Consider the following 22,312-nt stretch of genomic DNA (forward strand, 5'->3'; position numbering starts at 1 on the left):
GGGCTAGCAGCGCTTTGAAGCTGCCCGTTCACGCGCCAGTAAACGGCGTGAACCCCAGCATCCATGCGGGTTCTGGCGAGCTCGGCAATCAATGCCTCGATACGTCTTTGCTGCGGAGCATCCGCAGCGTATGCAGGAGCCAGATCCACCATCACGACAAAGCGCTGGCCGACGTTGTCCAGCGAGAGCACCTTGAACTTGTAGCCGGCCGAAAGAATGCCGACCCTGACCATGGCTTCGCGCACGATGACGTACAGCTGCTCGCGTCTGGCGGAGCGCTCCCGGCGCTGCGACTGACGCGTCACTGCATCATCCTCGTGGCGCGGTGCTTGCGTGCTACCTTCTCGGCGAGGCCCGCGAGAAAACCATCGAAACAGGGACATGAGCACACTCGAACAAGCAGGATTTACAACGAGACACATTCTGCCTCCAGGTCTGGAGCAGCTCGTGACATTTACCGAAATATTAGCCTTTGTCCGACGTGGATCAAGCCGCCAAACCGGCCGGCACACAAAAAATCTTCACTCAGGTGCTGGCCACCCGGCGACGACTGTCCCCTGCGCGGCGGGCCAGCACCTGACCTGCCATGGTCAGTAGCGCCAGGGCCAGAGCAGGCTGACGGTTGGCAATTTCGGAATAACGCAGCGCTGTCAGACACCATAAACGGCTGGGCGCTGCGGCCTGCACCGTGGCCTTGCGTGGTCTATGGGCGAAGAAGGCCCCTTCCCCCACAATCGCTCCCGGCCCCACCAAAGCCAGGCGGATTCTTTCCTTCGAATCCTGGTAATGCACGCTCAGCGAGCCGTACTCCACCAGATACAGATTGCGATCCAGCGCCCCTTCGGCAAACAACACCTCGCTGGCCGCCAGATTGATCGGCTGCAGATACGGCGCCAGCAACTCCCATTGAGCGGCACTGAGCACGTTTTGAGCGGTATCGGTGGCAACCGAGGTCGTCATCGCCTGGATCAGCGCCGACAAATCCTGAGGTGTTGAAGCGAACATAAGCAGTGGATGGAACGCGAACGCCGCATGCCATCCGGTGGACAAATCCGGATACGCATCCCGGCCGCTCAGGGTAAAAGAAATTCATAGCGCGCCATGGCTCACCATCAACGCAGGCTGAATGCTAAGCGACTCTGACAGTCCCGCCAATCACTTGCGGTGCGGAGTTGCTTTTACTTCCCCAAAGTGTCTGCATCTTCATCCGCGTCAAAGCAAAAAAGGATCGATGGTTCGATCCTTTTTTAATAGCTTACATCGCTCTTCCCATTTGGGTTAGCGCCATTTCTCAAGGAAATCAGCTATGGGCGCGCTTTTCCAGGATCTCGAAGGCTGGCAGCTTCTTGCCCTCCAGCACTTCCAGGAAGGCACCGCCGCCGGTGGAGATGTAGCCCACGTCCTTTTCAATGCCGTACTTGGCAATGGCGGCCAGGGTGTCGCCACCGCCGGCAATGCTGAAGGCGGGTGACTCGGCAATCGCCTGGGCGATGACCTTGGTGCCATTGGCAAACTGGTCGAACTCGAACACGCCCACGGGGCCGTTCCAGACGATGGTGCCGGCCTTTTTGAGCTGCTCGGCCAGCAGGGCTGCGGTTTCCGGGCCGATGTCCAGAATCATGTCGTCGTCGGCCACTTCGGAGGCCTTCTTGACGGTGGCCACGGCGTCGGCAGCAAAGGTCTTGGCGGTGACCACATCGGTGGGCACGGGCACATTGGCGCCACGGGCAGCCATGGCGTCGATCACGGCCTTGGCATCGGCCACCAGATCGGGCTCGGCCAGGCTCTTGCCGATCTTCAGACCGGCAGCCAGCATGAAGGTGTTGGCAATGCCGCCGCCCACGATGAGCTGGTCCACCTTGTCGGCCAGACTCTTGAGAATGGTCAGCTTGGTGGACACCTTGGAGCCGGCGACGATGGCGGCCAGAGGACGTGCAGGCGCGGCCAGGGCCTTGTTCAGCGCGTCGATCTCGGCCGACAGCAGCGGGCCGGCACAGGCGATGGGGGCGTATTCGGCGATGCCATAGGTCGTGCCTTCGGCACGGTGAGCGGTGCCGAAGGCATCGTTCACAAAGATGTCGCAGAGCTTGGCCAGCTTCTGGGCCAGCTCGGGCTTGTTCTTCTTTTCACCCACGTTGACACGGCAGTTCTCCAGCAGCACGACCTGGCCGGGAGCAATCTGCACGCCCTCCACCCAGTTGGCGACCAGGGGCACATCGCGGCCCAGCAGCTCGGACAGGCGCTTGGCCACGGGAGCCAGCGAGTCCTGGGGCTTGAATTCACCTTCGGTGGGGCGGCCCAGGTGGCTGGTGACCATCACGGCAGCGCCGGCCTTCAAAGCCATTTCAATCGCAGGCACGGAAGCGCGCACACGCGTGTCTTCGGTGATTTCACCAGCGTCGTTCAGGGGTACGTTCAGGTCGGCACGGATGAAAACACGTTGACCCTGGGCCTTGCCCTGGGCGCACAGATCGGAGAAGCGGATGATGTTCATGCAGCAAAAAAGCGACTCCGAAAGTCGCCCATACAAAGGTTGGAAAACACAAAATCTGCCTGCATTCTAGGGCGATCGCCACTTTCAGGCATCGCTTTTACACGCTTACTCGACTCAAAAACAGGAGCATCCTGCGCGCTCTGTAACTTGGTTTCAAGCCTTTTTATAGACAGTCCATATGAAAACAGGAGCACGCAGCTCCTGTTTTCTCTGGTCTTGGAGCTACCAGCCCAGACCGATATGCAGAGGCAGATAAATCGCCATGCCCAGAGCAATGGTGCCAAGAATGCTGCGCTTGTAAAAAAAATACACCACCGAAGCGGCCAGCGCAGGCAGTCGAGCATCAGCCAGACTGTTGATCAGCTGACCATTGCTCATCACGATCTCGGGCGCAATCACCGCCGCCAGGGCCGCCAGCGGTGCGTATTTGAGCCCGCGCTTGAGCCAGTCGGGCAGCGGCAGTTCACGCTCGGGGATCATGAAGAAAGCACGCGTGATCAGCGTGATGAGGGCCAGACCGATACAGGCAACGATGACCCAGAAACTGCTCATCATGACCGGTCCTCCTCATTCTTCACCGCAGGCAGCCGGCTGGCCTGCTTTTGCAGTTGCTCGGCCGTCAGGCCTGCAGCCACCGCAGCTGCGATCGCCACCAGGATATTGAGCTTGAGCGGCAGCGCAAAAGCCGCCACGGCTGCCGTACAGGCCACGATGGAGGCCACCCAGGTTGCTCGGTCCTTGAGCATGGACAGCAACACGCCCAACAACGCCAGCACGCCGGCAAAGCCCAGTCCCCAGGACAGAGGAATCTGGTCGGCCAGGAAAATGCCCAGCGTGGACGGGATCTGCCAGGCCAGCCAGTTGGTCAGTGCTGCGCCCCAGAAATAGGGCAGTTGCTCGGGCTGCGGCCTGGCCTCTGGGTAGCGACGCATGAAGTTCACGAAAATCACATCGCCGCTGAAATAGGCGACCGCCAGACGGTGACGCAGACTCAGCTTGGCGAAATAGCTGCGCCACATGCTGGACAGGATCACAAAACGCAGGTTCACGCAAATGGCGGTGAACCAGACCACCCACAGCGGAGCCCCCACGGCCATCAGCGGCAACACGGCCAGCTGGGCACTGCCCGCATAGACAGTCAAACCCATGAGCAGCGCCAGGGGAACGGACAGACCGCTTTTGACCATGGCCACGCCGGTTACCAGGCCCCAGGCGGCGATGCCCAGGGCGGTGCCGCCCATCTCCTTGGAACCGACCCAGAAGAACGGATCCCTGACTATCGATTTCGCACGCTGACTCAGCGTGAACGCCATATCCGTCATACCTCGCCAGCACCCTCGCCCAGTTGCGCGCCTGCGGGCAGCTCGAAACCGCGCAGAAAATCGCCAGCGGCCAGACGCTTGCCACCCGCGCGCTGCAACAGCGTCATGTTGAGCACGCCACTGCCACAGGCCACGCGCACGCCGCGGACGTCGGCCGACAGCACGGAGCCGGGCGCGCCGCTGCCTTGCTGGGCCTCTGCTTCCCAGACCTTGATGGCCTCGCCGCCCAGGCTGGTGGCGCCGCCGGGGAAGGGGTTGAAGGCACGCAAGCGGCGCGCAATGACTTCGGCGCTTTCGTTCCAGTCGATCAGGCTCTCGGCCTTCTCGATCTTGTGTGCATAGCTCACTCCATCGGCAGGCTGTGGCGTGCGGCTGAGACCTCCGCAGGCCGCCATTTCCAGCGCTTCCACGATCAGGCGGCCGCCCAACGCGGCCAGCTTGTCCTGCAGGCTGGCCGTGGTGTCGCCTGCGGCTATCGGCAGGCGCTCGATCACACACATATCGCCGGTATCCAGGCCGGCATCCATCTGCATGATGGTGACGCCGGTTTCGGCGTCACCGGCCTCGATGGCGCGATGAATCGGCGCTGCACCGCGCCAGCGCGGCAGCAGGCTGGCGTGGATGTTCAGGCAGCCCAGGCGAGGCGTATCGAGCACCCATTGCGGCAGAATCAGGCCATAGGCCGCAACCACCATCACATCGGCCTGAGCGGCATCGATCGCGGCCTTGGCGGCAGCGGCGTCTTCGGGATATTTGCCGTCCAGACGCAGACTCAGCGGCTGAGCCACTGCAATGCCATGCTCCAGGGCGCACTGCTTGACGGGAGAGGCTTGGAGCTTCATGCCGCGCCCGGCCGGACGGTCCGGCTGGGTCAGCACCAGCGGAACTTCAAAACCTGCAGCCAGCAGACTCTCCAGGGCCACGCGCGCAAATTCGGGCGTGCCGGCAAAAATGACTTTCATGGGACTCACAAATTAAAAAGGCAGCCGCCGGCTGCCAGATGTTCAAAGATGCGGCTCTTTGAAGTAAATGCTCTCATCGGTGAACATGACCTTCTGCACCACACCTTGCGGGTCTATGTGCACATGGGCACGCCGAGCAACGGTATTGTCCAGAAAACGGTAGGTCCAGATGTCACCTTTGAAGCTGTAGACCCTCTCGACCTTGGCGGGCGGGCCGAACATGCGGTAGACATCGTCACGGGTATCCACACCATTGCGCAACGCGAAAAAATGCGTGGTATCCAGCACCTGCTCCACACGCACCAGCTTGTGCCGGGCATCGAAGTCCATGTGATAGACCTGCTGACCGGCGGGCTGCTGGCTATAGACCAGGCGCTGGCCGCCCTCGGGCAGAGGCACGACCAGAGTGGGTTTGCCCATGCCTTTTTCCACCTCGGCCTGAGGCATGCCAGGCTTTTGCCACTGGGGCACCATGCAACCCGCCAGCCCCAATGCCAGCAGACTGGCAGTCAACAGTGTTTGCAGGCGAGGCAGGGACATGGACACTCCGATCAGGCCCTCAGGGCCTGCTTCTGGGCCTTGACCAGCTTGGTCTTGATGCGATTGCGCTTCAGCGGCGAGAGGTATTCGACAAACACCTTGCCCAGCAGGTGATCCATCTCGTGCTGGATGCAGATGGCCAGCATGCCTTCGGCGTCGATCTCACGGCTGTTGCCGTTTTCATCCAGGGCCTTGACCTTGACGGCAATGGAGCGCTCCACGCCGTCGTAGATGCCGGGCACGGACAGGCAGCCTTCCTCACCCAGCTGCTTTTCCTCGCTGGCCCAGAGAATCTCGGGGTTGATCAAGGCCATGGGCTCGTTGCGCTTCTCGGACACGTCGATCACGATGACGCGCTCATGCACATCGATCTGTGTCGCGGCCAAGCCGATGCCCTGGGCGTCATACATGGTCTCGAGCATGTCTTTCACCAGAGTCTGGATGCGCTCATCCACCTGCGCCACGGGCTTGGCGACCTTGTGAAGACGGGGATCGGGGTAGCAGAGGATGGGAAGAATGGCCATGGTGTCTCGGTAAATCTGTCGTTATTGTCCCAACATTTGACGCCAAACGCTTGTCACGTCCTCAATAAACATTGATCTATCGAGGCCTTGCATCGAGAATTTCGACACATTTGTAAGACTTGTTGGCTGGCTATGCCAAGATCGGCCACAGTGCGGCGACGCGAGGGACGCTGCAGCAAACGAATCCCGCCAGAAGGAACTTCATGACCGCATTTGCCACTGCACGCGCCTTGAGCATTGGAGCCACATTGCTTGCAGCCCTGACTTCGGTCCACGCCCAAAGCTATCCTGTGACCGCCACCCAGCGCTCCACCGCACAGCAAGTCGCTCAGCAAGGCATCCCCGAGAACGAACTGGCGCCCAACGCTCCCACACAGTACGCCGTCAAGCGCGGCGACACGCTCTGGGGCATCTCGGGCATGTATCTGCGCCAGCCCTGGCGCTGGCCCGAACTCTGGGGCATGAACCTCTCCAGCATCGCCAACCCTCATCAGATCTACCCCGGCCAGGTGCTGTATCTGGTGCGCAGCAACGGTTATGCCCGTCTATCGACCACGGCCCCCAACGGCGATTCCGGGGTAGTGCGCCTGTCGCCGCAAACGCGTGAATCGTCACTGAACGACCTGGCCCTGCCCACGCTGCCGCCGCATCTGATCGAGCCCTTCCTGGCCGAGCCGCTGGTGGTGGACAGCCAGGCACTTACACAAGCCCCGCGCATCATCGCCACCCAGGACAAGCGCGTGCTCATGGCCAATGGCGATCGCGCCTATGTACGCAACTCCGGTGGCGCGCTGGTTACCACCGGCAAGGGCCGGCCCGCGAGCTATCGCATCTTCCGCGATGCCACGCCGCTCAAGGACCCCATCACCGGGGAAATCCTTGGCTACGAAGCCAAGTACCTGGGCAGTGCCACCGTGGCGCGTAGTGAAACATTGCTTGAATCCGCGCCAGGCCAGCCTGTACAGACCACCCCTGGAACCGTGGACATCATCCGCTCCAAGAATGAAATCCGCGCAGGTGACCGTCTGCTGCCCTCGCCCGAGCAGCAGTATCTGAGCTATGTGCCCCATGCCCCGCGCCATGCGGTAGATGCCGCCGTGGTCTCCATCTATGGTGACTCGGTGGGCTATAACGCAGCTCAGAATCAGGTCATTGCCATCAACAAGGGAGCCCAGGACGGCATGGACATCGGCGCAGTGCTGGAACTCGTCAGCAAGGGCAATGTCATCGTGGACAAGACCAGCCCCAGTCGTGACCGGGTGAAGCTGCCCGATGAGGCCAATGGCTATGCCATGGTCTTCAAGGTGTTTGACCGGGTTTCCTACGCGCTCATCACCACGGCCCAGCGTGGCGTGAATGTGGGCGATGGCCTGCAGTCGCCCCAGCCCTGAATGGAGCGTGAGCATGGTGTCGCCCCCTTCACAAGATGCGCTCCATGCCTCACCCGATGCCGAAATTCTGGCCTGGCTGCGCCTGCTGCTGACACCGGGTCTCGGACGCACCACGGCACGCCGCCTGCTGGCCAGCGCCGGTAGTGCAGACGCGGTCTGGCGGCTGCCGCTGTCCACATGGGCGGAATGCGCCACTCAGGCGCAGATCAAGGCTCTGACAGAGCTCCCGGCAGACTGGGAGCAGCATTGCAGCGCACTGGCCCGCTGGCTGAGCTCCCCCGCGCCGGGTATCTTGCACACCGTGATTCATCTGGGCAACTCTCAGTATCCGGACTGCCTGCTGCAGACCGAAGATCCGCCCCTGCTGCTGTTTGTCCAAGGTCCAGCGGCACTGCTGGCATCTGCCGGGCCCTGGTTTCCCTACCCTGCCACCCTGGCCATGGTGGGCAGCCGCAATCCATCCGCCCAGGGAGTCATCAATGCGCGCAGCATGGCGCAGGCACTGGCCGAGCAAGGGCTGTGCATAGTCTCAGGTCTGGCACGCGGCATCGATGCAGCTGCCCATGAGGGAGCACTTCAGGCCCGCTCAGGCCCTACCCCCCGCACGATTGCCGTCGTCGGCACCGGACTCGATCAGGTCTATCCGCGTGCGCACACCAAGCTGGCACAGCAAATTGCGCGCAATGGGCTGGTCATCAGCGAATACCCGCTGGGCAGCGAGCCCCTGCCCCGGCATTTCCCTCAGCGCAACCGCATCATCTCAGGCCTGTCGCAAGGCACCCTGGTCGTGGAAGCCGCCCTGCAGTCTGGCTCGCTGATCACGGCCCGCCTGGCCAACGAGCAGGGGCGTGAAGTCTTTGCCATCCCCGGCTCCATCCACGCGCCGCAGGCCAAGGGCTGCCATGCGCTGATACGCCAGGGCGCCAAGCTGGTGGAAACCGCTGACAACGTGCTCGAAGAGCTTCAAGGACTGAAACTCGCGTCGACCAGAGCCGAACCAGCGCAGGAAGCTGCCAAAAACAAGGCATCGACACCGAATAACCCGTTGCTGCAGGCGCTGGGCCATGACCCCATGACACTGGAGTCCTTGAGCGATCGCACGGGCTGGGATGCCGCCCATTTGCAGGCGCAGCTGATGGAACTGGAGCTCGACGGCCTGGTCGCGCGCCTGCCTGGCGGCCTGTACCAGCGACTTACGCAAAGCTGAAGCCCCAAACCGGCATATCCCGACAAGGCGACGCCCAGCAAGGGCTGCTCCCTTCCCTGGTGCAGCGCGTAGAGAAAGGGGAAAGATGCAAAGCACCTCAGGGGCTTAGGCCAGTCTTTCCGGATTCGCCTGAATTTTCTGCAGTGCATCGCGCGTGGCACGCACCGTCAGGGCTTCGGCATCATGCACCGCAAGCAAGCCGGCCTGCAGATAGGTCGCCATGCGTTGCGCCTGCAGCAGATAGCAGTGTCCATCCAGCGAGGCGAACAAATGCAGATGCTTGCGACGACTATGCCAGACATATTGCACCTGCACACGGGCACCGTTGTGGTCCAGCGTGAACCAGCGACCGCTTTCCAGCGACTGGGCCCACTCCAGCATGGCGGGCTCCACCAGGCTGTCCGTGTTGGGAATAACGTTCAGATCGCCCGCATCCACGCCCAGCATCAGCTCTATGCTCTCGCTGGACAGCGGCATATCGTCGAGCTTGCCATCCTCGCTGATGTATTTCTCCAGCTCCGCCAGGCGCTTGGCCATGGCCTCGATACGCTCGGCCGGAATGGCTGCCGTCTTGGACATGAAGGCCTGGGCCAGCGTATCGGTCAACACCTTGATCGCGGCAGACTGTGCATCGCCGGTCACGCTCACCAGCTCCAGTCCTTCACGCAAGGTCTGCAGCAAGGTCGGCAAGCCCTGGATGACACGCGCGCGCTCCTGACGCAAGGGCTTGGCGCTGGCCGACCAGACCAGCTCGCTGGCCGCCTGCTTGAGGCGCATGGCCCGCGCATCCTTGGCGCCATAGCGCACGGTGGCCATGGCCAGCACATCGGCCCAGGACTTGAAGAGGAAGTCTCGCACCTCTTCGCGCACCGGCATGTCGGTGAGCATATTGCGCAGCTCGATGGTGTACTGGATGGCCAGCGTCTCCTTCTGCTCCACCTGCTGAGCCACGCTGGTGATCTTGGCCGTGGACCGATTCTGGGCAAAGTGCCTGGTGAGGAACTCTTCGAACTCGCGCAGCACCAGCGCAAAGACCTTCTGCCCGGTTTCAGGGTACTGCTCTATCACCTGAACCACGCGGCGGATCTCGGTCTCCAGCGCATTGCCGTTGATGCTGCTGGCGTCAAAACCCATGACGCAGGAGCCCATGCGGTCGATCAGCTTGCGCGCCGGGTGATTGAGATCGCTGAAGAACTGCGGCTCGGCCAGGGCCACGCGCAAAACCGGGACCTGCAGGCGCGCGAACCAGACGCGAATGGACGGCGGCAGCCGGTCTTCCGAAAGAATGCTCTGGAACATCAGCGCCACCACCTCGATGGTCGCCTTCTCGCTCTTGGTCTCGGCCTTTTGCTTCCAGTCGGCCGAGCGCTCGCGCACCAGATTGACCAGCTGGCCGATCGCTGCCGGACTGTAGTCCATGGCGGGCATGGCCATGGCCGAACCGGCCGCAGACGGATACTGGGCCTGGAGCTCGGCCGCCATCAGTTGTTGCTGCTCCTGCAGCGCCTGCGCCAGAGCGGCAGACGCCGGAGGCATGGGAACGACAGGCGTGCCAGGCATCAGTCCTGGAATGCCGACCGCAGGCTGGCTCAGCACCTGGCGCAGCTGATTCATGGCATCCAGCGCGCGATGGCGCGCCCGCGCCAGCATGCCCAGGCCGGCGCTGGCGCCTGGCGGCAGGGCAATGCCCGGAGCCATCCCAGTCCCGACGCCCAGACCGGCAGCCATACCGGCCGGCATGTACTGCATGGCAGAGTTGGTCCAACCCGCATCGGACGCATTGCCATAGCCACTGCTGGCGCCCAGATGCATGGCACCGGTGGACGGGCCACCCTCGGTACGTCGCACGCGCAGCGGGGCATCCTGGGCCTTGCTGACGCCCTTGGCATCCAGCAGCTTGTGCAGGATGCTGTATTCGGACTCCATCAGCGGTGCCAGCGCATTCTGCAGGGGCTCCACAGCCCGCTGCAAATGCTTGCGCTCCATGCCGCAGCCCAGCCATTGCTCGACCAGATGCAGGCAGATGGTCTCGGCACGGAACATGTCCCGGGAAGCCAGCTCATGGCCCTCCAGTGCCTGAATGCGCAGGCGCATGGCCTCGAAGCCGGGCTGCAGCGTCTCTCCCATGGCCAGGGCCATGCGGGAGGCCAGAATCCTGTTTTCGACGACATCGTCGCTGAGCAGCTCGAAGGTCAGCGGAGCCGAGCCCGAAGCATTGCTCTCGGCTCCACCAGAGGGCGGCTTGCGCGCAGCCTGCTGCAGCGCCTGAGCGCCTGCCTGCAACCAGGCGTCCTTGTTCTGCTGAAAGCCAACCCAGGCCTCGCGCCACTCCTGCATCTCCTTGGCAGTGGAGACGGCACTGCTCTGGTTGGAGAGGAATTCATCCAGTTGCCGAGCGACCTTGGGCAGGCCCTGACAAATGCCATGGACCCAACGCAAACGCGCCTGCCAGCCCAGCTGTTGCGGGGCCGCAGGCGCGGTGGAGGAAGACTGCGAGAGAGCCATTCCGTAAGTGTAATGGCGGCAGAAGCAGTCATGCACCCGCCGCAATGGTCAAAGCGTCAGACCACGGCTCCCGCGTTGGGATCGTTGGGATCTTGCGACCCGGGCTTGGCTGGAGCCTTGACCAGATCTTCGCGCTTGACGCCCAGCCACATGGCAATGGCAGCCGCCACGAACACCGAAGAATAGATACCGAACAAGATACCGATCGTCAGCGCCAGTGCAAAGTAATGCAGGCTGGGGCCGCCAAAGAAGAACATGGACAGCACCATGGCTTCGGTCGAAGCGTGAGTGATGATGGTCCGGCTCATGGTCGACGTGATGGCGTGGTCGATCACCTCGTGGGTGCTGAGCTTGCGGAACTTGCGGAAGGCCTCTCGGATACGGTCGAAAATCACCACGGACTCATTGACCGAGTAACCCAGCACGGCCAGCACGCCTGCCAGCACGGAGAGCGAGAACTCCCACTGGAAGAAGGCAAAGAAGCCCAGGATGATGATCACGTCGTGCAAGTTGGCAATGATGGCCGCCACACCGAACTTCCACTCGAAGCGGAAGGCCAGATAGATGATGATGCCCAGCACCACCATGCCCAGCGCCATCAGGCCGTTGTGCATCAGTTCATCGCCCACCTGCGGGCCGACAAACTCGGTGCGGCGCAGCGTGACCTCTGCATCCTCGGCCTTCAGTGCAGTGATCACCCGCTCACTTTGCTGAGCAGTCGTCACGCCCTTTTGCACGGGCAGACGAATCATCACATCCTTGGATGTACCGAAATTCTGCACGATCACATCGGCATAGCCGAGCTTGGAAACGGTTTCACGCACCTTGCCGATGTCGGCAGGCTGGGTGTAGGCCACTTCCATGACCGTACCGCCCGTGAACTCCACGGACAGATGCAGGCCGCGCGAGAACAGGAAAAAAACGGCCAGCGCAAAGGTGATGAAGGAAATCGCGTTGAAGACCAACGCGTACTTCATGAACGGAATGTCTTTTTTGATGCGGAAGAACTCCATGATCTTCCTCCTTAGTTGTTGCCGCCGCGGCCGGCCACGGAACGGTGACCTTCACCCTCAGGCTTCCAGACCTGACCGATGGCGAGGCTCTTGAGCTTCTTGCGACCGCCGTACCAGAGATTGACCAGACCACGCGAGAAGAACACGGCCGAGAACATGCTGGTCAGAATGCCGATGCAGTGCACCACGGCAAATCCACGCACCACACCAGAACCAAAGGCCAGCAGTGCCAGACCCACAATCAGCGTGGTCACGTTCGAGTCCAGAATGGTGTGCCAGGCATGCTCGTAACCGGCATGAATCGCCGCCTGGGGCGAGGCACCGGCACGCAGCTCTTCACGAATACGCTCGTTGATCAGCACGTTCGAATCGATGGCCACACCCAGCGCCAGCGCCATGGCGGCAATGCCGGGCAGGGTCAGCGTGGCCTGCAGCATGGACAGAATGGCCAGCAGCAGCAACACGTTGATGCCCAGAGAGATCGTGGAGATCACGCCGAACAGCATGTAATAGACACACATGAAGGCAGCAACAGCCACCATGCCCCAGACCACGGAGTGGATACCGCGGTCGATGTTGTCGGCGCCCAGGCTTGGGCCGATGGTGTATTCCTCGATGATCTCCATGGGCGCGGCCAGCGAACCGGCGCGCAGCAGCAGCGAGGTGTCGTTGGCTTCAGCCGTAGTCATGCGACCCGAGATCTGCACGCGGCCGCCGCCGATTTCGCCACGAATCACGGGAGCCGTCACCACTTCGCCCTTGCCCTTTTCGAACAGGATGATGGCCATGCGCTTGCCCACGTTCTCGCGCGTCACGTCCTTGAAGATGCGCGCGCCCTTGGCGTCCAGCGTCAGGTTGACGGTGGGCTCCTGGGTCTGGCTGTCAAAGCCAGGCTGGGCATCCGTCAGGTTCTCGCCGGTCAGCGTCACCTGCTTTTGCACGATGATGCCCTGACCGTTGCGGTCCAGGTATTTCTCGGAGCCGAAAGGCACAGGGCCGGAGCCCATCTCGGCAGCACGCGCTTCGGCGGACTCGTCCACCATGCGCACTTCCAGCGTGGCGGTGCGGCCCAGAATGTCCTTGGCCTTGGCCGTGTCCTGCACGCCGGGCAGTTGCACCACGATGCGGTCCAGGCCCTGCTGCTGGATCACGGGCTCGGCCACGCCGAGTTCGTTGATACGGTTGTGCAGCGTGACGATGTTCTGCTTGAGCGCCTGCTCCTGCACCTTGCGCAGGGCTTCGGGCTTGATCGAGGCCACCAGCTTGAAGCCCGTGCCGTCAGGCGTGGAAGTGGCCGCCAGATCGGGGAACTGGTCCGCGATCAGATTGCGCGCCGCCGTCAGCGTGGCTTCGTCGCGCACGCGAATGGTGACGTTGTTGCCGTCGCGGCTGACACCGCCGTGGCGGATATTCTTGTCGCGCATCGAAGAGCGCAGATCGCCCGCATAGCTCTCGGCCTTCTTGGTCAGGGCCGCCGCCATGTCCACCTGCAGCATGAAGTGCACGCCGCCACGCAGGTCCAGACCCAGATACATGGGCTTGGCGCCGATGGCCGTCAGCCAGTCGGGCGAGCGCGACACCAGGTTCAGCGCCACGATGTAGGAGGGGTCGGTGGGGTCGGAGATCAGCGCCTTCTGGATGACGTCCTTGGCCTTGAGCTGCTCATCGGGCGTATCGAAGCGGGCGCGCACCGAAGTGCCTTCCAGCGACATCGATGTGGCTTTGACGCTGGCCGCGCTCAAGGCGGACTCCACCTTTTGCAGCACCGCGTTGTCCACCTTGACGGTGGACTTGGCCGAGGACACCTGCACGGCAGGCGCTTCACCAAAGAAATTGGGCAGGGTGTAGAGCACCCCCACCAGCAGCGCGATCACGATGATCGCGTACTTCCAGACCGGGTATCGGTTCATGATCGCGCTCTTTTTTTTACAGCAACGCACAACGGGTACGCGCGCTCTGGTCGAGCGCCGTACCCCTCAAAATCCACAGCGGACAGGCTTACTTGGCCGTGCCCTTGGGCAGCACTTGCACCACAGCGGAGCGCTGGATCTGGACTTCCACGCCGGAAGCCACTTCGATGTAGATGAATTGCTCGGCCATGCGGGTCACGGTGCCGATGATGCCGCCGGCGGTAGCCACTTCATCACCCTTGGCCAGCGCGTCGATCATGGAGCGGTGTTCCTTCTGGCGCTTCATCTGGGGACGAATCATCACGAAGTACAGCACCACGAACATCAGCACCAGAGGCAGCATGCCGGTGAGCGAACCCATGAAGCCGCCTTCAGCAGCGGCGGCAGGAGCGGTCTGGGCGAAAGCAGAAGAAATGAACACGAAAAAGACTCCGAAAGAGTGAATTTGTCAGGAATAGGTCCCGGCAGGCGCGCACTTGCACGATCTCGCCAGGTCAGCGGGACATTGTATTCGGCTGGCTTGTACCCAAGATTGGCATGGGCAGCCGCGCAGCACAGGCATTCCCTGATGCAATGAGGACCTCCCTTTCCACATCAACGATGCCTGTAAAAAACATAGCTATCAGCGCATTACTCGTATTGTTTTGTGACTGTTTTATCTTTGAATATCACTCAATACAGGCGCTGGCAGCTATCAAATTCAGATAGCCCACTGCCAGCATCGCCTCTGACCATGAATACAAAGGCCGGGTTGCCCCGGCCTTGTTGTGATGCGCCTCGGCGCAATTAGTTCACTGCCATCAGCTTGACTGCTGGCGCAGCAGCTGCAGCCGAGCCATTCCAGCGAGTCATCAAGGACTGCCACTTGATGCGCGCAGCCGCCAGATGGTGCTCTTTGACATGGCCGTAGCCTCGAATGTCTTCGGGGATGGAGGCGATCTCCACGGCCAGCGCCAGCTTGTCGGCCGTCAAACCCGTCAGCAGGGTTTCGATGCACTGGCGATATTCGACGATCAGGGCGCGCTCGGTGCGGCGTTCCTCGGTGCGACCGAAGGGATCGAGCGCCGTGCCGCGCAGCCCCTTCATGCCGGCCAGCCAGCCCATGGCCTTGCGCATCCAGGGGCCATAGGATTTTTTGAGCAGATGACCCTGCTCGTCCTTTTTGGCAAAACCGGGGGGCGCCAGGTGATGGACGAGCTTGTAGTCGCCCTCGAACATCTCGCTGATCTTCTGAGTGAACGCCGCCTCGGTGTGCAAACGCGCCACCTCATACTCGTCCTTGTACGCCATGAGCTTGAACAGATAGCGCGCCACGGCCTGGGACAGGCGCGTGCCCTGGGCCAGCGGCTCTTCCGCCGCGCGCACCTTGGCCACGAAGTCGCGGTACTGCTGGGCATAGGCCGCGTTCTGGTAGGCCGTGAGGAACTCCACACGCTTGTCCAGCATTTCCTCCAGCGACGGCTTCTTGACGAACTGGATCACCTGCGATGCCTGATACAGAGCGCGCACGGCCTCCAGATCGTGGGCGCAGCGGCGGCCCCATTCAAAGGCCTCCTGGTTGCGCGCCACCTGCACGCCGTTGAGCTCCATGGCGCGCATCAGCGAGGCATGGCTGAGCGGCACCCTGCCTTTTTGCCAGGCGTAGCCCAGCATCATGGGGTTGGCGTAGATGCTGTCGCCCAGCAAGGCCGTGGAGGCCTTCTCTGCGTCGAAGCTTCCCAGGGCGCCATGTCCCACGGCCTCGGCCAGCGCCGTGGCGCAGCGTGCGGCAGGCGACTGCCAGTCGGGGTTGCCCACAAAGGTGGCTGTGGGCGCGGCATGGCTGTTGAGCGCCACATAGGTGCGCCCCGGCTGCATCACGGACAAGGTGGTGGGCGTGGCCGCCACGATGGGGTCGCAGCCGATGACCAGATCGGCCTTGGCCATGTCCACCTTGGTGGTGTAGATGGCATCGGCGCGGTTGGCGATCTGGATATGGCTCCAGGTGGAGCCGCCTTTTTGCGCCAGACCCGCCGCATCCTGCGTGACCACGCCCTTGCCCTCCAGGTGTGCGGCCATGCCCAGCAGCGAACCGATGGTGATCACGCCCGTGCCGCCGACGCCGGCCACCACGATGCCCCAGGCCTGCTCGGCCACGGGCAGGACGGGCTCGGGAATAATGGGAAGAGCCTCCAGGCTGCCCTTCTTCTCCTGCTTGGGCTTTTTGAGCTGACCGCCCTCGACGGTGACGAAGCTGGGGCAGAAGCCCTTGACGCAGGAATAGTCCTTGTTGCAACTGTTCTGGTTGATGCGGCGCTTGCGGCCGAACTCGGTCTCCACGGGCTCGACCGAGAGGCAGTTGGACTGCACCGAGCAATCGCCACAGCCCTCGCAGACCAACTCGTTGATGACCACGGTCTTGTCGGGCGTGCTCAGCACGCCGCGTTTGCGGCGGCGGCGCTTTTCGGTAGCGCAGGTCTGGTCGTAGATGATGGCCGTGCAGCCCTTGAGCTCGCGGAACTGGCGCTGGATCGCATCCAGCTCGTCGCGATGGTGCACGGTCACGCCCTCGCCCAGCTTCACGCCATCGTATTTCTCGGGCTCGTCGGTGACGATGACCAGCTTGCCCACGCCCTCGGAGAGCAGGCTGTTCATGATCTGCAGCACCGAATGGCCTTCGGGCCGCTCGCCCACGCGCTGGCCGCCCGTCATGGCCACGGCGTCGTTGTAGAGCACCTTGTAGGTGATGTTGGTGCCGGCCGCAATGCTCTGGCGGATCGCCAGCAGCCCGCTGTGGAAGTAGGTGCCGTCGCCCAGATTGGCGAAGACATGGGCTTCCTTGGTGAAAGGCGCCTGCCCCACCCAGGTCACGCCCTCGCCGCCCATCTGCGTGAAGGTGCTGGTGCGGCGGTCGGGCATCCAGGTGGTCATATAGTGGCAGCCGATGCCGGCCACGGCGCGCGAGCCTTCGGGCACGCGTGTCGAGGTGTTGTGCGGGCAGCCGCTGCAGAACCAGGGCGTGCGGTCGCCGGTCGAGACCTCCTTGGCCGCCTTGATCGCTGCTTCGCGGGCGTCGAGCACGGCCAGACGCTGCTGCATGCGCGTTTGCACATGCTCGGGCACGCCCAGCTTCTTGAGGCGCTGGGCAATGGCGCGCGCAATGATGGCGGGGGTCAGATCGGCCGTGGGGCGCAGCAGCCAGTCGGTGCTAGGGTTGGGCAGCGACCATTCGCCGCCATGCTCGTCGCTGAACTTGCCCACCACATTGGGGCGCACGTCGTCGCGCCAGTTGTAGAGCTCTTCCTTGATCTGGTATTCGATGACCTGGCGCTTTTCCTCGACCACCAGAATCTCCTGCAGGCCGCGCGCGAAATCGCGCGTGATGGTGGCCTCCAGCGGCCAGACCACGTTGACCTTGTGCAGCCTGATGCCCAGCTGGCGGCAGGTGTCCTCGTCCAGCCCCAGATCGGCCATGGCCTGGCGCGTATCGTTATAGGCCTTGCCGCTGGCGATGATGCCGAAGCGGTCGTTGGGGCCCTCGATCACATTGTGGTTGAGCTTGTTGGCGCGCACATAGGCCAGGGCTGCATACCACTTGTAGTTCATCAGCCGCGCTTCCTGCTCCAGCGGCGGATCGGGCCAGCGGATATGCAGGCCGCCGTCCGGCATCTGAAAGTCTTCGGGCAGGATGATGTTGACGCGATCCGGGTCCACCAGGACCGAGGAGGAGGACTCCACCACCTCCTGGATCGTCTTCATGCCCGACCACAGGCCCGAGAAACGGCTCATGGCAAAGGCATGCAGGCCCATGTCGAGGATGTCCTGCACATTGCTGGGGAAGAACACCGGCGTGCCGCAGGCCTTGAAGATGTGGTCGCTCTGGTGCGCGGCCGTGGAGGACTTGCTGATGTGGTCGTCGCCCGCAATCGCGATCACGCCGCCATGCTTGGCCGTGCCCGCCATATTGGCGTGCTTGAACACGTCGGAGCAGCGGTCCACGCCCGGACCCTTGCCATACCAGATGCCGAAGACGCCGTCGAACTTCTTGGTCTCGGGATAGAGATCGAGCTGCTGCGTGCCCCAGACGGCCGTGGCGCCCAGTTCTTCGTTCACGCCGGGCTGAAAGACGATGTGATTCGCTTCCATATGCTTTTTGGCCGCCCACAGGGACTGGTCGTAGGTGCCCAGGGGCGAGCCGCGATAGCCGCTGATGAAGCCGGCGGTATTGAGCCCGGCCTGCGCATCGCGCAGGCGCTGCAGCATGGGCAGGCGGACCAGGGCCTGCACGCCGCTCATAAAGGCGCGGCCGCGGGCCAGGGAATATTTGTCGTCCAGAGTCACAGACTCCAGGGCGCGACGGACTTCATCGGGCAAAGGGGCATTCATGGCTTGTCTCCATGTGGGTGACCACCCGTGGCAGCTCTTGGCTACCAGAGCAGCATATTGCTTTGGGCATTCCTGCGCCAGAGGCACGGAACGCAAGTTGTTTGAGCAAAGTTTAAGGAAAACGCCCCGAATAGAGCTTTCTTTTTATTGCCGGGATTAACCTAGTTTTTGAAATAATCTTGCTGTAAATTGCGAATCATGAACCAACTTGATCGCTTCGACTGGGCCATCCTGAATGAGCTGCAAATGGACGGCCGCCTCACCAATGCCGAGCTGGCCCAGCGCGTGGGTCTGTCCGCCGCGCCCTGCTGGCGACGCGTGCGCGCGCTGGAGGAGTCGGGCTACATCACCGGCTATCACGCCACGCTGGACCGCCACAAGCTGGGCCTGGGCGTGCTGGCCTTTGTGCGCGTGGATGCCGCACAGAACACGGCCGACATCACGCTGCGCATGGAGGAAGCCATTCGCCTGCTGCCCGAGGTCACCTCCTGTCACTACATCAGCGGCGCGGGCACCTTCGAGCTGCAGGTCGTGGCCAGGGATCTGGAGAGCTTTTCCGGTTTTGTGCGCAATGTGCTGCTGCGCCTGCCCAACGTCAAAGACGTGCACACGATTTTTTCGCTGGGCGAAGTGAAGTCCAGCAGCGCGCTGCCGCTGCCCAGCACGCTGACGCATGCCTGAGCCCGGCCGGCACACTTAAAAAGTGAAGCGCGTACCGCTTGCCCCATGGGCAATACCTGCCGTATCGACATTGAAATCAATGACTGGCATACGCTGCAAGCTCACTGATCAATAGCACCCGTCACCGCTGCGACAGGTGGCCGCCGCAGCCTGGCGCTGTGAGGAACTACGTATTTGTCAGCACAACTTTCCTGCTACAGAATCGTGTCCCATGGCCCACGATGATTCCGCAGCACGCGCTTCCCACAATCCAATAACTTCAGACTCCGGCCAGGTCCCTGCAGGCAAGCTGCTGGAAGATCCCTCGGCCATGCATGACGGAGGCACGCCGCCTGCTGCGGCCCCGGGCGTCTGGACACCGCTGGCCACACCCACCTTCCGCATGCTGTGGATGATCTGGATGACGGCCAATATCTGCATGTGGATGAACGATGTGGCGGCCGCCTGGCTGATGACATCGCTGACCACCTCGCCCGTGCTGGTGGCGCTGGTGCAGTCGGCCTCCACCCTGCCGGTCATGCTGCTGGCCCTTCCCAGCGGGGCGCTGGCCGATATCCTGGACCGACGCCGCTACTTCATCGTCACCCAGTTCTGGGTGGCTGCCGTGGCGCTGCTGCTGTGCCTGGCCGTGCTCTCGGGCCAGCTGACGCCCTATCTGCTGCTGGCTCTGGTGTTTGCCAACGGCATCGGCCTGGCCATGCGCTGGCCGGTGTTCTCCGCGCTGATCCCCGAGTTGGTGCCCAAGCACCATCTGCCTTTTGCGATGGCGCTCAACGGCGTGGCCATGAATGCCTCGCGCATCATCGGCCCGCTGGTGGCCGGGGCCCTGATTGCCAGCCTGGGCAGCGCCTGGGTGTTTGTGCTCAACGCCGTGCTGTCCATCGTCTCGGGCTTTGTGCTGCTGCGCTGGAAGCGCCAGCAGCCCGCCAACCCGCTGGGCCGCGAGCGCCTGGGTTCGGCCATGCGCGTGGGCCTGCAGTTCATCCAGGAGTCGCCGCGCATGCATGCCGTGCTGCTGCGCACCGTCTGCTACTTTCTGCAGGCCGCCGCCATCATGGCCCTGCTGCCGCTGACGGCCCAGCGCCTGGACCACGGCACGGCCGGCAGCGGCAGTGCCGGCACCTTCACGCTGCTGCTGGCCTCCATGGGCGCGGGCGCCATCCTGGGCGCCATGCTGCTGCCGCGCATACGCCAGATGCTGTCGGGCGAGCGCACGGTGCTGGCCGGCGTGGCCGCGCAAAGCCTGGCCACGCTGACCGTGGCCTTCGCCCCCCATATCGCCGTGGCCGTGCCGGGCATGATGCTCTCGGGCATGGCCCTGCTGGCCACGGCCAACACGCTGGGCGTGGCCGCGCAGATGGCCCTGCCCAACTGGGTGCGGGCACGCGGCATGTCCATCTACCAGATGTCCATCATGGGCAGCACGGCCATTGGCGCCGCCATCTGGGGCAAGATCGCCAGCCTGGGCTCGGTGCAGATCAGCATGGCCGTGGCCGCCGTCAGCGGGCTGACGGCCCTGCTGATCGTGCAGCGCCTGAACCCGGACCGCGACATCGAGGAAGACCTCAGCCCTTCGCGCGCCTTCACGCCGCCGACGGCAGCGTCGACGCCCGAAGCCGGGCGCGTGGTGGTGACCATCGAGTACCTGATCGACCCGGCCAGGGCCGGCGCCTTCCGCGACCTGATGCAGCTGAGCCGGCGCAGCCGCCTGCGCCAGGGCGCGCTGTCCTGGAGCCTGCTGCACAGCATGAGCCAGCCCGAGCGCTTCGTGGAGCAGATCACCGACGAATCCTGGACCGAGCATCTGCGCCGCTTCGAGCGCGTGACGACCGCCGATGTGGCGCTGCGCGACCGCAAGCTGAGCTTTCACAAGGGCAAGGAGCCGCCCGTGGTGCAGCGCTACTTCACCGACGCTCTTTAAAAGAGAGCTGCCAGCGCTTTCAGATAAATGATTTCAGATAGTTATTCATCGAAATTCATTGACTGACAAGCGCTGGCAGCTCCTGTTTTTAGTATCAGCGCAGATGCGGCGCCGATCCGGCCAAGGCCTTGGGCCAGAAAGCCCAGAGCTTGAGCGGCTGCTTGATACGGCCCGCCACATCACCGGCCTCGGCCCCCCAGCCCATGAAATAGTCGGCGCGCACGGCGCCCAGAATGGCGCTGCCCGTATCCTGCGCGAACACCAGGCGGTTGAGCGAGACCGTAGGGCCGGGCGTGGACAGCCAGACCGGCGTGCCATAGGGAATGCTGTTGCGGTCCACGGCAATCGAGCGGCCCGGCGTCAGCGCCACGCCCTGGGCGCCCTTGGGACCGAACTGGGCATCGAAGTCATTGAGCGCCTCCTCGCGGAAGAACACATAGCGCGGATTGCTCCAGAGCATCTCGTTGACACGCGAGGGATTGGCGGCAATCCAGGCGCTGATGCCGGGCCAGGTGGCATCGCGCACCAGGTTCTGGTCGAGCAGCCAGCGGCCCACGCTCTTGTAGGGCTGATCGTTGGTGCCGGCATAGGCCACGCGGATCATGCGCTGGCGGCCGTCGGCCTCGGTCAGCATCAGCCGGCCCGAGCCCTGGATATGCAGCACCAGCATGTCCACCGGGTCGCGCAACCAGGCAATGGCACGGCCGGCCAGGGCGGCCTGGGCCTCGGAGTTGGTGTCGATCTGCTGGCGCGTGAACCAGGGCTTGCGCTTGCCAAAGCCCTGCGGGACCTGATAGATGGGCACGTTGAAGCCGTTGCCCTGCACACGGCGCGCCTCGTACAAGGGCTCGTAATAGGCGGTCAGCATGCCGTCGGGACTGCCCGTGGTCGCTTCGATGCGATAGGGCTGCAGCGTGTTCATCATCCAGCTGCGCTGCTCGTCTTCCGAGGCGATGCTCAGCCTTCGCACCTCGCCGCACAGATTGGCAAACACGGTGCTGGGACGCTCGCAATTCTTGATCCAGGCATTCCAGGCCTCGTTCAGGGAATCCTGGGGCACGCCGGGCAACTCGCCCCAGTCCACCGCCACCCAGCGGCTTTTAGTCGGTACATTGGCGGTGAACGGCGGCTTGGCTGCGGAAGCCGGCCCGCCATGCGGAGCCATCTCGGGCACCGATGCCGGGTCGTTTTGCTGCTTGGTGGTGGTGCATGCCACCAGGGTTCCTACAATCAGCGCCAGTGAAGCACGGCGCAGGAGATGGAAATTCATGGGTCTGATTTTGCTTGAAGCACTGCTGGCATTGGCCATTTTGGTCGCTATTGTGTGGTGGACCATGTTCTCAGGTCGAAAAAAGGGTGAGTTGCCGGCCCCGGTCGAGCCTGCGCCGCACCAAGAAGTGCTTGCAGACCCCGAACAAGATCGCTCTAATCGAGCTTAGCCCATGGCGCTGCAGCCACTGCAGCGCGGGCTGCATGT

General features: G+C 63.0%; 18 protein-coding genes and 1 pseudogene. 5 read left to right on the forward strand and 14 right to left on the reverse strand.

Going from position 1 to position 22,312, the window contains the following annotated elements; genetic code table 11:
• The 8 genes and pseudogenes from FSY45_RS25435 to def form a co-directional block, all read right to left on the reverse strand.
• Nucleotides 1-383 (reverse strand): annotated as a pseudogene (locus FSY45_RS25435) (hypothetical protein); the annotation flags it as partial.
• A gap of 142 nt (nucleotides 384-525) precedes the next feature.
• Nucleotides 526-1,005 carry a Crp/Fnr family transcriptional regulator gene (locus FSY45_RS25440; protein ID WP_034347941.1) on the reverse strand — a complete coding sequence of 160 codons (480 nt, stop codon included), beginning with the start codon at nucleotides 1,003-1,005 and terminating at the stop codon, nucleotides 526-528.
• Between the two features lie 295 nt (nucleotides 1,006-1,300).
• Nucleotides 1,301-2,494, reverse strand: coding sequence for a phosphoglycerate kinase (locus tag FSY45_RS25445; protein ID WP_046460409.1), 1,194 nt, complete (start codon nucleotides 2,492-2,494; stop codon nucleotides 1,301-1,303).
• Nucleotides 2,495-2,716: 222 nt separating this feature from the next.
• Nucleotides 2,717-3,049: an AzlD domain-containing protein gene (locus tag FSY45_RS25450; RefSeq protein WP_003066830.1), complete on the reverse strand. Its 333-nt coding sequence runs from the start codon at nucleotides 3,047-3,049 to the stop codon at nucleotides 2,717-2,719.
• Nucleotides 3,046-3,816 carry an AzlC family ABC transporter permease gene (locus tag FSY45_RS25455; protein WP_012840331.1) on the reverse strand — a complete coding sequence of 257 codons (771 nt, stop codon included), beginning with the start codon at nucleotides 3,814-3,816 and terminating at the stop codon, nucleotides 3,046-3,048. The genes FSY45_RS25450 and FSY45_RS25455 overlap by 4 nt, the downstream gene beginning before the upstream one ends.
• A complete protein-coding gene (gene fmt, locus FSY45_RS25460) occupies nucleotides 3,813-4,778 on the reverse strand; it encodes a methionyl-tRNA formyltransferase (protein ID WP_003066827.1) in 966 nt (321 codons plus the stop codon). The genes FSY45_RS25455 and fmt overlap by 4 nt, the downstream gene beginning before the upstream one ends.
• Before the next feature lie 42 nt (nucleotides 4,779-4,820).
• Nucleotides 4,821-5,318: a hypothetical protein gene (locus FSY45_RS25465; protein ID WP_046460408.1), complete on the reverse strand. Its 498-nt coding sequence runs from the start codon at nucleotides 5,316-5,318 to the stop codon at nucleotides 4,821-4,823.
• Between the two features lie 11 nt (nucleotides 5,319-5,329).
• Nucleotides 5,330-5,842 carry a peptide deformylase gene (gene def / locus FSY45_RS25470; RefSeq protein ID WP_003072256.1) on the reverse strand — a complete coding sequence of 171 codons (513 nt, stop codon included), beginning with the start codon at nucleotides 5,840-5,842 and terminating at the stop codon, nucleotides 5,330-5,332.
• Nucleotides 5,843-6,045: 203 nt separating this feature from the next.
• Here def and FSY45_RS25475 point away from each other — a divergent pair, with 203 nt between their 5' ends.
• Together FSY45_RS25475 and dprA are read left to right on the forward strand one after the other, a co-directional pair.
• Nucleotides 6,046-7,233: a LysM peptidoglycan-binding domain-containing protein gene (locus tag FSY45_RS25475; RefSeq protein WP_039050396.1), complete on the forward strand. Its 1,188-nt coding sequence runs from the start codon at nucleotides 6,046-6,048 to the stop codon at nucleotides 7,231-7,233.
• A 13-nt stretch (nucleotides 7,234-7,246) separates the two neighbouring features.
• Nucleotides 7,247-8,440 carry a DNA-processing protein DprA gene (gene dprA, locus FSY45_RS25480; protein WP_046460496.1) on the forward strand — a complete coding sequence of 398 codons (1,194 nt, stop codon included), beginning with the start codon at nucleotides 7,247-7,249 and terminating at the stop codon, nucleotides 8,438-8,440.
• Nucleotides 8,441-8,545: 105 nt separating this feature from the next.
• On the opposite strand, the gene FSY45_RS25485 is transcribed toward dprA, so the two are convergent.
• From FSY45_RS25485 to FSY45_RS25505, 5 genes are all read right to left on the reverse strand, one after another.
• Entirely contained in the window at nucleotides 8,546-10,945 is a 2,400-nt protein-coding gene (locus FSY45_RS25485) for a DUF1631 domain-containing protein (protein ID WP_046460407.1), read from the reverse strand.
• 56 nt (nucleotides 10,946-11,001) lie between these two features.
• A complete protein-coding gene (gene secF, locus FSY45_RS25490) occupies nucleotides 11,002-11,958 on the reverse strand; it encodes a protein translocase subunit SecF (protein WP_003072247.1) in 957 nt (318 codons plus the stop codon).
• Between the two features lie 11 nt (nucleotides 11,959-11,969).
• Complete coding sequence (gene secD, locus FSY45_RS25495; RefSeq protein WP_003066812.1) at nucleotides 11,970-13,868, reverse strand: protein translocase subunit SecD; 1,899 nt, start codon at nucleotides 13,866-13,868, stop codon at nucleotides 11,970-11,972.
• An 88-nt stretch (nucleotides 13,869-13,956) separates the two neighbouring features.
• Nucleotides 13,957-14,289, reverse strand: a complete 333-nt coding sequence (gene yajC / locus FSY45_RS25500; RefSeq protein WP_003066810.1) for a preprotein translocase subunit YajC — start codon at nucleotides 14,287-14,289, stop codon at nucleotides 13,957-13,959.
• 365 nt (nucleotides 14,290-14,654) lie between these two features.
• The gene (locus tag FSY45_RS25505; protein WP_046460406.1) at nucleotides 14,655-18,233 is read right to left on the reverse strand and encodes an indolepyruvate ferredoxin oxidoreductase family protein; all 3,579 of its coding nucleotides are present in this window, start codon (nucleotides 18,231-18,233) and stop codon (nucleotides 14,655-14,657) included.
• Nucleotides 18,234-18,431: 198 nt separating this feature from the next.
• Between FSY45_RS25505 and FSY45_RS25510 the strand changes: the two genes are divergently transcribed.
• Nucleotides 18,432-18,914, forward strand: coding sequence for an Lrp/AsnC family transcriptional regulator (locus FSY45_RS25510; protein WP_003060152.1), 483 nt, complete (start codon nucleotides 18,432-18,434; stop codon nucleotides 18,912-18,914).
• 211 nt (nucleotides 18,915-19,125) lie between these two features.
• Entirely contained in the window at nucleotides 19,126-20,835 is a 1,710-nt protein-coding gene (locus FSY45_RS25515) for an MFS transporter (protein WP_046460405.1), read from the forward strand.
• 94 nt (nucleotides 20,836-20,929) lie between these two features.
• Here the strand turns inward: FSY45_RS25515 and FSY45_RS25520 are convergent, their stop codons facing one another.
• The gene (locus FSY45_RS25520) at nucleotides 20,930-22,105 is read right to left on the reverse strand and encodes a murein transglycosylase A (protein WP_003066801.1); all 1,176 of its coding nucleotides are present in this window, start codon (nucleotides 22,103-22,105) and stop codon (nucleotides 20,930-20,932) included.
• Here FSY45_RS25520 and FSY45_RS27980 point away from each other — a divergent pair.
• Complete coding sequence (locus tag FSY45_RS27980; RefSeq protein ID WP_177340956.1) at nucleotides 22,104-22,274, forward strand: hypothetical protein; 171 nt, start codon at nucleotides 22,104-22,106, stop codon at nucleotides 22,272-22,274. The two genes, FSY45_RS25520 and FSY45_RS27980, sit on opposite strands and share 2 nt — an antisense overlap.
• Nucleotides 22,275-22,312: the final 38 nt, after the last annotated feature.

It is taken from the genome of Comamonas sp. Z1 (assembly GCF_008121555.1).
GTDB classification, from domain to species: domain Bacteria; phylum Pseudomonadota; class Gammaproteobacteria; order Burkholderiales; family Burkholderiaceae_C; genus Comamonas; species Comamonas thiooxydans.